The 9,672-nt window shown below is 69.7% G+C and carries 10 protein-coding genes; 4 read left to right on the top strand and 6 right to left on the bottom strand.

Annotated elements, in window-relative coordinates:
* The first annotated feature begins 14 nt into the window (after nt 1–14).
* Both AC4AMJ_RS20930 and AC4AMJ_RS20925 read left to right on the top strand, forming a co-directional pair.
* Nucleotides 15–434, top strand: coding sequence for a hypothetical protein (locus AC4AMJ_RS20930; RefSeq protein WP_489914431.1), 420 nt, complete (start codon nt 15–17; stop codon nt 432–434).
* A 134-nt stretch (nt 435–568) separates the two neighbouring features.
* On the top strand, nt 569–1,171 hold the full coding sequence (locus tag AC4AMJ_RS20925; RefSeq protein WP_489914429.1) for a hypothetical protein: 603 nt from the start codon (nt 569–571) through the stop codon (nt 1,169–1,171).
* A 13-nt stretch (nt 1,172–1,184) separates the two neighbouring features.
* Here the strand turns inward: AC4AMJ_RS20925 and AC4AMJ_RS20920 are convergent, their stop codons facing one another.
* Both AC4AMJ_RS20920 and AC4AMJ_RS20915 read right to left on the bottom strand, forming a co-directional pair.
* On the bottom strand, nt 1,185–1,595 hold the full coding sequence (locus tag AC4AMJ_RS20920) for a YybH family protein (RefSeq protein ID WP_489899224.1): 411 nt from the start codon (nt 1,593–1,595) through the stop codon (nt 1,185–1,187).
* Nucleotides 1,567–2,118 (bottom strand): antibiotic biosynthesis monooxygenase family protein, encoded by a 552-nt coding sequence (locus AC4AMJ_RS20915; RefSeq protein ID WP_489914427.1) that lies wholly within the window; start codon nt 2,116–2,118, stop codon nt 1,567–1,569. The genes AC4AMJ_RS20920 and AC4AMJ_RS20915 overlap by 29 nt, the downstream gene beginning before the upstream one ends.
* A 65-nt stretch (nt 2,119–2,183) precedes the next feature.
* Here AC4AMJ_RS20915 and AC4AMJ_RS20910 point away from each other — a divergent pair, with 65 nt between their 5' ends.
* On the top strand, nt 2,184–2,822 hold the full coding sequence (locus AC4AMJ_RS20910; protein WP_489914425.1) for a TetR/AcrR family transcriptional regulator: 639 nt from the start codon (nt 2,184–2,186) through the stop codon (nt 2,820–2,822).
* Between the two features lie 45 nt (nt 2,823–2,867).
* Here AC4AMJ_RS20910 and AC4AMJ_RS20905 read toward each other — a convergent pair whose 3' ends face one another.
* From AC4AMJ_RS20905 to moeA, 4 genes are all read right to left on the bottom strand, one after another.
* Nucleotides 2,868–5,225: an AAA family ATPase gene (locus AC4AMJ_RS20905; RefSeq protein WP_489914423.1), complete on the bottom strand. Its 2,358-nt coding sequence runs from the start codon at nt 5,223–5,225 to the stop codon at nt 2,868–2,870.
* On the bottom strand, nt 5,222–6,274 hold the full coding sequence (locus AC4AMJ_RS20900) for a CDP-alcohol phosphatidyltransferase family protein (protein ID WP_489914421.1): 1,053 nt from the start codon (nt 6,272–6,274) through the stop codon (nt 5,222–5,224). The genes AC4AMJ_RS20905 and AC4AMJ_RS20900 overlap by 4 nt, the downstream gene beginning before the upstream one ends.
* A 4-nt stretch (nt 6,275–6,278) precedes the next feature.
* Nucleotides 6,279–6,998: a phosphatidylserine decarboxylase gene (locus AC4AMJ_RS20895; RefSeq protein ID WP_489899229.1), complete on the bottom strand. Its 720-nt coding sequence runs from the start codon at nt 6,996–6,998 to the stop codon at nt 6,279–6,281.
* A gap of 116 nt (nt 6,999–7,114) precedes the next feature.
* Nucleotides 7,115–8,329: a molybdopterin molybdotransferase MoeA gene (gene moeA, locus AC4AMJ_RS20890; RefSeq protein WP_489914419.1), complete on the bottom strand. Its 1,215-nt coding sequence runs from the start codon at nt 8,327–8,329 to the stop codon at nt 7,115–7,117.
* Between the two features lie 66 nt (nt 8,330–8,395).
* Between moeA and AC4AMJ_RS20885 the strand changes: the two genes are divergently transcribed.
* A complete protein-coding gene (locus AC4AMJ_RS20885; protein ID WP_489899231.1) occupies nt 8,396–9,196 on the top strand; it encodes an HAD-IIA family hydrolase in 801 nt (266 codons plus the stop codon).
* Nucleotides 9,197–9,672 lie beyond the last annotated feature (476 nt).

Raw genomic sequence — 9,672 nt, 5'->3', positions numbered from 1 at the left:
TTACCGTTGCGGACATGATCCGCTTCGACAGGCTGTGGTTCGCGCTGGCCGTCGCGGTGGCGGGACTCGTCTTCCTCGTCGCGTGCGGCGGGGGTGGCGACGACCGTCCGGACGGCGCGGCGCTGCCATCGGATTTCCCTTCCCAACAGGTTCCTTTGGTCGCCGGGACCGTATTGACCGCCGACGGCAACCGCGGCGACGGGTGGTCGGTGACCGTGCAGGGCACTCGTGACGCCGGCAACGTTCTCGACGCGGCGGTGAGGACACTCACCGACAACGGGTTCACCGAGTCAGACCGCGCCACCGAGGGCGGGCAGCGGGTGGTCGTGTTGTCCGGGGCAAAGGACGGGACCACCTACTGGGTGCAGGTGGGCAGCACATCCGGGGCAGCCGGCGGGGGATCGTCGGTGTTCTATCAGGTGTCTGTCGGCTGAGCTGAGAATCTCCCCGGGCCCGCTACGCCCGGTTCGTCCGATCTCACAGGCAATTGGCAGGTCCGTGGCAGTCGACGGCCAGCCATCGTCAGCACCGTGGATGTCACTTTTCCCTCGCAGAAAGTGAGACATCGATGTCCACACCTCATCAGAGCATCGCTGAGCCGAGCGAACAGCCGGTGGATCAGCCGCACGACGAACATGGCGGCCGGCAGGCCGATCACAACTGGCTCTCTCAATCGGAGAATGCGCCCACCGAGCCCATCTCGTCGACGCCGTCGGGACCCAACCCGCCGTTCCCGCCCTATCCGCCCGCCGGGGCGCAGTCGAGCGCGTATCCAGCACCGACGAACGATTCGAACGGGGTCAGCGACAAGCTGCGCAACGCCGTCATCGCCGGCGGGATCGGTGTCGCCGTGGTGTTCGCCGGGCTCGGTTTCGGGGCCGGCTATGTCGTGGGCGACTCCTCGTCGTCGGACCAGGGCCCGGGCATGAACATGCAGGGCGGTGGCCGGATGGGCCCCGGCGGCCAGGGCGGGTTCGGTCAGATGCCTCCAGGCCAGAGCGGCGGCACGGGGCAGGTCCCCGGGCAGGGCGGTATGGGACAGATGCCGCAGGGTGGCCTGGAGCAGATGCCGGGTCAGACCCAACAAGGTCAGGGACAGTCGGGTCAGCTGCCCGGCCAGAGCGGGCAGACCGCACCGAACCAGACCACACAGGGGTCGAGCGGCGCCTGATTCGGACTGCCGGTCAGGGAGTCGGCGCGTGGTCGCCGTGCCGATGCACGATGCGCCACGCGCCGTTCTCGCGTCGGTATATCTGGGTGACCCGTAGCTCGTTGTGGACCGTCCGGCCGTCGGACCTGGTTGCTGTGTAGCGCTCGAAGCCGCAGGTGTAGGCGATGTCACCACGGACGTCCGCGGTCACCAATTGGTACTCGTAGGCTTGACAGTCAACGCACATGTCGGCCACCCAGGTGATTGTTCGGTGCACCTCCGGCCACCCGGAGCGAGCCCGGACGCCGGCGCCGAACACCGACACCGGCTCCCGGTGGGACCAGGCGTCCATCCAGGAGGACGGGTCACCGCTGTGCACATCCCGCCCGGTGGCGGTCTGTATCGGGAGCCACTCGTCAAGAAACGCTGTGAGCTGCTGGGACATCGGAGCCTCCACAGGGATCCGTGTGGGGCGCGCCGCAGTCGGTGCAGCGCGACTCGGTCGACGGCATGATGCCGTCGCAGTTCTGGCAGAAGAACAGCCGCCGGTGCTCTGAGGCGACCTGCCACAGGCCGGCGAAGTGGGTGTAGTTCCAGCGCTGTGTGAATGTCGAGCGCATCGCCGCCTGATGCTCGGGACGGTCGAAGAATCTGATCGCGTCCTCCAGTGACCGCCAGAAGGCGATCATCGTGTAATGCGGGCCGTCGGCGAAGTTGTACCGACGGATGAACCCGGGCGCGGTGGTGAGCAGCGCGAGGACCTCGGCGGCCTGCCGCCAGAACTCGTCGAACCGGTCTCGGTCGACGAAGGTTCCCTGCAACACCAGGATTGCCGCGGCGCTCTCCGGGCCGAGTCCGCCGGCAGGGCCGGTCTGTGTGGTCAGCATGACCGGGGTGATCCGGACACCGTCGACCTCTGCCATCGCGGTGACGACCTCGTCCGGGGGCGGTCCGGTGATCAGGTCCATGGTCGTGCCTTCTCGTATTGATCCGACTTAGAGTCGGATGATTACATCAACTGTAGGATCAATGGATGGACGACGTCAAGGGTTCTCGCACGTACTCGTCCCGAGTGCGCGAGGAGCAAGCGGAGCGCACCCGTGTCCGGATCGTGCAGGCGGCCGACGAGCTCTTCCGCGAACGCGGCTACACGAAGGCGACGATCAGGGACATCGCGGAACGTGCCGGGGTCGCGCGGGATACCGTGCACGCGGTCTTCGGCACGAAGGCGGAGCTGGTCCCGGCGATCATCGATCTGCGGCTGGTACCCGATGAGTCCGTCGCGAATGTCGCGGAGAGCCCCGAGGGGCAGGCAGTGATGAACGAAACCGACCCGATCCGCCAGATCGAGCTGTTCGCCGACTTCATCACCAAGCTCAACGTGGTGCTTCGGCCGGTCTTCGAGGTGATGCGCAGCGCGGCGCAGAGCGAGCCGGCGGTCGCGGAGACGATGGCGACCCTGGAGCGGAATCGGATGCGCAACATGAGGCTCTACGCGCGTTGGTTCGCTGCACGTGGACCGTTACGGATGAGCGACGAGGCCGCCGCCGAGACGATCTTCGCGCTGGTCAGCCCGGATGTCGGCCGGTTGCTGTGCGATGAGCTCGGCTGGAGCAGGCGAAAGCATGCCGACTGGGTCGCCGACATGCTGCGGCGCGCGCTGCTCGGGTGATCGACCCGCGGGGTCTGCGTCCCGTGATCGAGTCACCCATCGGCGCTAACTCAGACGCCGCTCGGCATAGCCTTTCAGGTTCTCCACCTGTGCGGCGTCCAGCGACGGCCGGACCCGGCTACGGGCTTCGGCGATGTCGTCGGGGCCGACGGTGGCGGCGTTGATGTCGCGGCGCATCGCGGCCAACGCCGCCTCGCGCAGCAGTGCCGAACAGTCGGCGGCCGAGTAGCCGTCGAGGTCGTCGGCCAACGACTGCAGGTCCACACCATCGGCCAGCGGCACATTGCGTGCCGACGCCCGCAGGATGTCACCTCGCGCGGCGCCGTCCGGTGGCGGGACGAAGACCAGACGCTCGAGTCGGCCCGGCCGGAGCAGTGCCGGGTCGATCAGATCGGGACGGTTCGTCGCACCCAGGACGACGACGTCCTGCAGGGGTTCGACGCCGTCGAGCTCGGTCAGCAGAGCCGCCACCACCCGATCCGCGACGCCGGAATCGCTGGACTGGCCTCTCCGCGGAGCCAACGCGTCGACCTCATCCAGGAAGATCAGCGACGGCGCCGATTCCCGTGCGCGATCGAACAGGTCGCGAACCGCCTTCTCCGACGACCCGACCCATTTGTCCATCAGCTCGGCGCCCTTCACCGTGTGCACCGACAACCGACCGGACGCCGCCAGCGCCCGCACGACGAACGTCTTGCCGCAGCCCGGCGGGCCGAACAGCAGTACGCCGCGGGGTGGGTCGACACCGAGGCGGGTGAAGGTGTCGGGATGCTGCAGGGGCCACAACACCGCCTCGGTCAGCGCCTGCTTGGTCTCCACCATGTCGCCGACCTCGTCGAGCGTGATCGAACCGAGCGTGACCTCCGGTGAATCGGTCCTCGACACCGGCCGGATGACATCGAGCGCGCCGAGCAGATCGTCGGTGCGCAGGGCCGGGGCGGGCCGATCTCCGTCAGCGGCACCGGTCACCCGCGCGGCCGCCCGCAGGGCCGCCTCCCGGGCGACGGCGGCCAGGTCGGCGGCAACGAAACCCGGCGTGCGTGCGGCGACGAGGTCGAGGTCGAGGTGTCCGTCGGCGGGTACGTCGGTGAGGATGACGCCGAGCAGCCGGGCGCGAGTCGGGGCGTCGGGCAGGCTGATGATCAGCTCGCGGTCGCACAGTTCGGGGTCGCGCAGCCGACTGTCGAGACGGACGGGCTCGGCGGAGGTGGCGATCAGCGCGATCCGCCCGTTCTCCGGATCGGCGCCGGGCGCATCGATGCCGCTGTCGGCGATGGCTGTGCGCAGCTCGTCCAGGATCAGGGTGGACACCGGTTCCGGCGCTGCGGACTCCCTCGGTGCCGGGAGTAGTGCGTCCGCGTCGGTGATCAGCAGGACGCCTCCGCTCCGACGCAGCCCAGAGATCGCCGTGCGTACCGCCGCCAAGCGTGCACCGGCCTCCAGTGCACCGACCGTCGGCCCGTCGACCACTGTCAGCGGACGTTCGGCGCACACCGACCGCGCCAACGTGGACTTGCCGCCGCCCGCCGGGCCGGTGATCAGCACTCCGAGCCGGGGTGCGGCGCCCAGGGTCCGCAGCACCTCCGGTTCGTCGAGCGTGATGGCCAGCCATTCGGTCAGCTTCGCGATCTGGGTGTCGACGCCGACGAGAGTCGACACCGGGCGGATGGTGCCGACCGGGGGCATACCGGATCGAACGCCCAGGCTGCCGGCGGATCGCGTCGCCTCCGGCGCTGTCGCCCCGGCACGGGACGGCACGGCCGGGCGAGGCGGCGTCGCGGCGGCGAAGCCCATCGTCGACCCCGCCGGTGGGATCTGTGATGTCGGCGACCCGTCCACCTGGTCGCCGGCCCACAGCACGGCGGTGTTCGTCTGCACGCTGACCGGTCCGTCCGGTTCCGTCCCGGCAACTGTCAGCAATTCGTTGGTCCAGGTGATGCCGACCGACACCGCGAGCGCCCGGGTGGCCGGCGCGGCGGTGAACTCGGGACCGAGGTCGCGGGGGAGCAGGGAGACCGAATCGCCGACCGAGACGACCTTGCCGAGCAGGGCACGGCGCAGCGTTGTCTCGTCGACCGACCGCGTGGCCAGCGCAGATCCGGAGACCGTCAGGCGCCCGGCACCGCGGATCCCGACCGGGGCCACCACCACCGACGCGTTCTCCCGGACACCGGCGTTGGAGAAGGTGATGTCGTCGAGAAGCGCGGTCCCCGGTGGTGTGTCGGGGCCGGCCGCCGCGACCACCGCCGCGGTCACCCGTGCCCCGGTGATCGAGGCGGCGTCCCACTCGCGTAGACCTAGTGCCGCGAGCACCTCGGGATGCACCCGCACGATCCCACGCCGTGCCTCGGCGGCCGACGGGTTGACGCGCGCGGTGAGTGTCAGTTGGTGGGGTCCGGTCATCCGCGGCTCTCCTCGGCCGACGTCTCGAGCGATTCGGTCGAGTCCGCCGGGACGGGGCCGGTGGGTCGTCGCAGACCGAGGCGCGCCTGCGACTTCGCCGCGCCTCGACGTTGCCGTCGTGGCTCTCGCCTCGGGTGTGACCGGGCGATCGCGCGGCGTTCGGCCCGTCGTTCGGCCGGGCGGGCGTCCCAGTGCTCCGGCCGCGAGGCCACCCACCGCTGATTGCGCCACGCGAACGGGATGTGCAGCAGATATCCGCCGATCGCGATCATCATCAGCACGTAGGGGAACGTCAGCAGAAGTGCCGCGCCGATGACCACCAGGATCAGGAGTCCGACCAGCGCTCGCGGCGGGATGGACGACGTCTTGAGCGACGATGTCGGGATGCGGCTCACGGCCAGGAATGCGACGAACACCAGCCAGCCACCCACCACCGGCAGCGACGTCCACCAGCCGGAACCGAACTGTTGCGACAGTCCGATCGGCAAGAGCGCGATGATCGCCGCGGCGGGAGCAGGGACACCGACGAAGAAGTCCCGGGTGTAGCCGGGCGCATCGTCGTCGTCGAGCAACGTGTTGAACCGGGCCAGCCGCAGCACGATCGCACAGCAGTAGATGAGGGTGAACAACCAGCCGATGTCGGTGCCGGGCATCAGATGCAGGTAGACGATGATCGCCGGCACGACTCCGAAGTTGATGGCGTCGGCGAGCGAGTCGATCTCGGCACCCATCCGGGTCGCCGCACCCATCAGCCGGGCGACGCGTCCGTCGATGCCGTCGAGGAGCGCCGCGGCCACCACCAGCGCCATCGCGGCATCGATCTGGCCGCTGTCGGTGACTCGGATGGCGGTGAGGCCCGCGCAGATGGCGAGGATGGTCAGCGCCGACGGCACGAACATCCGGCCCGCGGCGGCCTGCTTGGAGAACCTGGCGCGGTCGGTGTCCGGTGCGGCCGGGGCGGTGGCGCTGGTCCGTGAGCGCCGGGTCGCGTGCGTGGTCGGCGTTCGATGCGACGTCGGATGGTGGTGATTGCGGGCGGTCGGCGGCATCGGTTCAGACGAGGGTCGCGAAGACGGTCTCGGCGCCGACCGCGCGCTGCCCCACCAGTACCTGCGGCGCGGTGCCCGCGGGCAGGTAGACGTCGACGCGCGATCCGAAACGGATGAGGCCATAGGTGTCGCCGACGGTGAGGTCGGTCCCGACCGTCGGCTCGCACACGATCCGTCGCGCGATGAGTCCGGCGATCTGGACGACCGCGACGTCGTGGGTGGACTGCGCAGCGCCGGGGCAGCGCAGGGTCATGGTGGTGCGCTCGTTGACCGAGCTGGCCTCCGGCAGATCGGCCGACACGAATGCGCCGGGCGTGTGCGTCACCGAGGTGACCCGGCCGGAGACGGGGACGCGCTGCACGTGGACGTCGAAGATCGAGAGAAACGTCGAGACGCGGGGCAGAGGCGCATCGCCGAGTCCTGCTTCCGGTGGCGGAACGGCCTCGTCGACCAGCGAGATCGTTCCGTCGGCGGGAGCTACGACCGCACCCGGTGTGGTCGGGGGCACCCGTTTCGGGTGGCGGAAGAACGCTGCACAGGCACCGGCCGTCACCGCAGCCGGTCGGGCGATCCAGGGATGTCGGCGGCCGAGTATCGCGACCGCAGCCGGGGCGGCCACGAACGGCAACCCCGCCGGGTGGACCGGGGGGATGGTCTCGCGTGCCAGGTCGACGAGATGACCCACTCCGCTGCGCGATCCGTCTGGCCGCGGGCGCCTGGCCACCATCAACCTCCTGCTGTCGCCGGGGGCTCGTGCGTGATCACGGCCCGTTCGCTACAGCTTAGAGCGTGCACGCCGACGGCCCCGGCGGTGGAGTCGGGCACGAGGCCATCGCGGACTCAGAGGACGATCACGTCGACCGACGACCCGGCCGCCACCGACTCGATCCCGGCCGGGATGTCGATCAGGGCGTCGGCCCGGGCGAGGTAGCGCAGATGATGCGACGCCGGTGGCCCGATCGGGTCGACGACCGGCTTGTCGCCGTCCTTGCCGAGGACACCGCGCAGGAACTGGCGTTTGCCGGCCGGTGAGCGGACGTCGGCGTTGAGCCGGGCGGTCACCGTGTCGCGATCCGCGGGCAGTCCCATCGCGGCACGCAGGGGCGGGCGGATGAACACCTCGAACGACACCAGCGAACTGACCGGATTGCCGGGCAGTGTGATGATCGGTACGTGGCGCCCCCGCGGCGAGGTGTAGCGACCGCAGCCCTGCGGCATGCCGGGCTGCATCGCCACCTTCACGAACTCCATGTCGTCCGAGGTGATCAGCGCATCCTTGACGACCTCGAACGCCCCGGCGCTGACGCCTCCGGATGTGATGATGACGTCGGCCTCGTCGCTGATCTCGTCCAGGCGTGCGCGGAACGCGTCCACGTCGTCGGTGACGTAGTGCAGGTGGGTGGCGTCGGCGCCGGCCTCCGTTGCCGCAGCCGTGAGCATCGGTCCGTTCGACTCGTAGATCTGGCCATGCCGGAGCGACTGACCGGGCGTGACGAGTTCGGAACCGGTCGAGAGCACCACCACCCGCAGCCGGGGCCGTACCGCGATCTCGGTGACGCCGAGGGCGGCGAGCAGCCCCACCTGGGGTGCGCCAAGCCGCGTACCGGCGGGCATCGCCGGCTCGCCGGCCCGGATGTCGGAACCCGCGGCGCGAATGTGTCTGCCGGGGGGTACCGACGAGCGGATCGCCACCCGCTCGACGCCGCCGTCGGTCATCTCCACCGGGATCACCGCATCCGCGCCGGCCGGCATCGGCGCACCGGTCATGATGCGGTGCGCGGTACCCGCGGCCAGCGACAGCTGATCGGTCCGGCCCGCCGGGATGTCCTCGGCGACGGGCAGGGTGACCGGGAATTCGCCTGTGGCCGAGGCGATGTCGGAGGCCCGGACGGCGTAACCGTCCATCGCGGAGTTGTCGAAGCCGGGAAGCGCGACGTCGGCGACGATCTCATCGGCCGTCACGCAGCCGAGGGCCCGGGTCACGGGCAGTCGGACAGAGTCGGGCGCGTCGAACAGCGCGGCGACGACAGCCTGGTGTTCGGACACCGTTCGCATCCGCTCAGCATGCCATCCGTGACTCTCGGTCGTGCAGGGTGTCGCCGACGGGACTAGATTTTCACTATGGCTCTGGGTTTGCTGCTGGATATCGACGGGGTGATGGTCACCTCGTGGAAGGCGCTGCCGGGAGCGGTGGAAGCTGTTGCTGCCCTGCGTGAGCAGGGGTATCCGCGCATGTTCCTGACGAACACGACGTCGCGGTCACGCGGTGACATCGCCACGGCACTCAACGAATGCGGGTTCGAGGTCGATGCCGAGGAGATCCTGTCGGCGGCCAAGCTGACCGCGGAGTTTCTGACCGCCAATCACCCGGGCAAACGGGTGTGGGTGCTCAACCAGGGCCCGATCGCCGAGGACATGAGCGGGGTGGAGCTCACCGACGAGCCGTCACGTGCCGAGGTGGTGGTGCTCGGCGGTGCGGGTCCGGTCTTCGATCACCAGGCGTTGTCGCAGGTCCTCGAACTCATGGTGTCCGGGGTACCCGTGATCGCCATGCACCGGTCGATGACCTGGTCGACCGCGAACGGGCTCAGCATCGACACGGGCGTCTATCTGGAGGGTCTGGAGAAGGCCGCGGGCCGCAAGATCAAGGCGATCGGCAAGCCGTCCCCGCTCGGCTTCCGCGCCGCCGTCGACCTGATGCAGCTCGAACCGACACAGGTCGTGATGGTCGGCGACGACATGCACAACGACGTCCTCGGCGCCCAGGCGGCGGCGCTCATCGGTGTGCTCGTGCGGACCGGCAAGTTCCGCGAGGAGGCCCTTCGGGCGTTGCAGCGCGACGAGTTCGGGCCGGTGCCGGACCACATCATCGACTCCATCGCGGATCTGCCGGACCTGATGAGCAAGCTCGCCGAGGGGTAGGGACCCTCCGCTGGTGATGGGCGAGCCGGCCGAGGGGTGGGGACCACCCCGCTGGTGATGAGCAAGCCGGCCGAGGGGTGGGGACGACCCCGCTGGTGATGGGCGAGCCGGCCGAAGGGTGGGGACCACCCCGCTGGTGATGGGCAAGCCGGCCGAAGCGTAGGGACCACCCCGTTGGTCGAGTAGCCCTGAGCCGCTAGGCGAAGGGCGTATCGAGACCTCATGGGCTCTGGGTAATCGAGAGCGATCCTGTGTCACAGCGGGGTCTCGATACGCAACCTCGCCTAGCGGCTCGGTGGCTACTCGACCAGCGGAAGCACCGGCGAGCTGCCTAGCGGAAGCGCCGGCGAGCTGCCTAGCGAGAGCGCCGGCGAGTTGGCCACCGGGAGCGCGGGCGAGTGACGAGCGGAAGCGCGGGCGAGGTGACCGCCGGGAGCGCGGGCGAGGTGACCCCAGCGGGAGCGCGGGCGAGTTGG

Source organism: Gordonia sp. LMA484, from assembly GCF_058129505.1.
Note: the sequence above shows the minus strand (reverse complement) of the source record. Positions and strands in the feature narration are given on the sequence as shown.

Bases quoted from the DNA above. Each gene is read 5' to 3' on its own strand.
- AC4AMJ_RS20930 (WP_489914431.1), top strand. From the start codon at position 15: ATGATCCGCTTCGACAGGCTGTGGTTCGCGCTGGCCGTCGCGGTGGCG.
- AC4AMJ_RS20925 (WP_489914429.1), top strand. From the start codon at position 569: ATGTCCACACCTCATCAGAGCATCGCTGAGCCGAGCGAACAGCCGGTG.
- moeA (WP_489914419.1), bottom strand. From the start codon at position 8,329: ATGCGAACGGTGTCCGAACACCAGGCTGTCGTCGCCGCGCTGTTCGAC.
- AC4AMJ_RS20920 (WP_489899224.1), bottom strand. From the start codon at position 1,595: ATGTCCCAGCAGCTCACAGCGTTTCTTGACGAGTGGCTCCCGATACAG.
- AC4AMJ_RS20915 (WP_489914427.1), bottom strand. From the start codon at position 2,118: ATGGACCTGATCACCGGACCGCCCCCGGACGAGGTCGTCACCGCGATG.
- AC4AMJ_RS20900 (WP_489914421.1), bottom strand. From the start codon at position 6,274: ATGCCGCCGACCGCCCGCAATCACCACCATCCGACGTCGCATCGAACG.
- AC4AMJ_RS20885 (WP_489899231.1), top strand. From the start codon at position 8,396: ATGGCTCTGGGTTTGCTGCTGGATATCGACGGGGTGATGGTCACCTCG.
- AC4AMJ_RS20910 (WP_489914425.1), top strand. From the start codon at position 2,184: ATGGACGACGTCAAGGGTTCTCGCACGTACTCGTCCCGAGTGCGCGAG.
- AC4AMJ_RS20905 (WP_489914423.1), bottom strand. From the start codon at position 5,225: ATGACCGGACCCCACCAACTGACACTCACCGCGCGCGTCAACCCGTCG.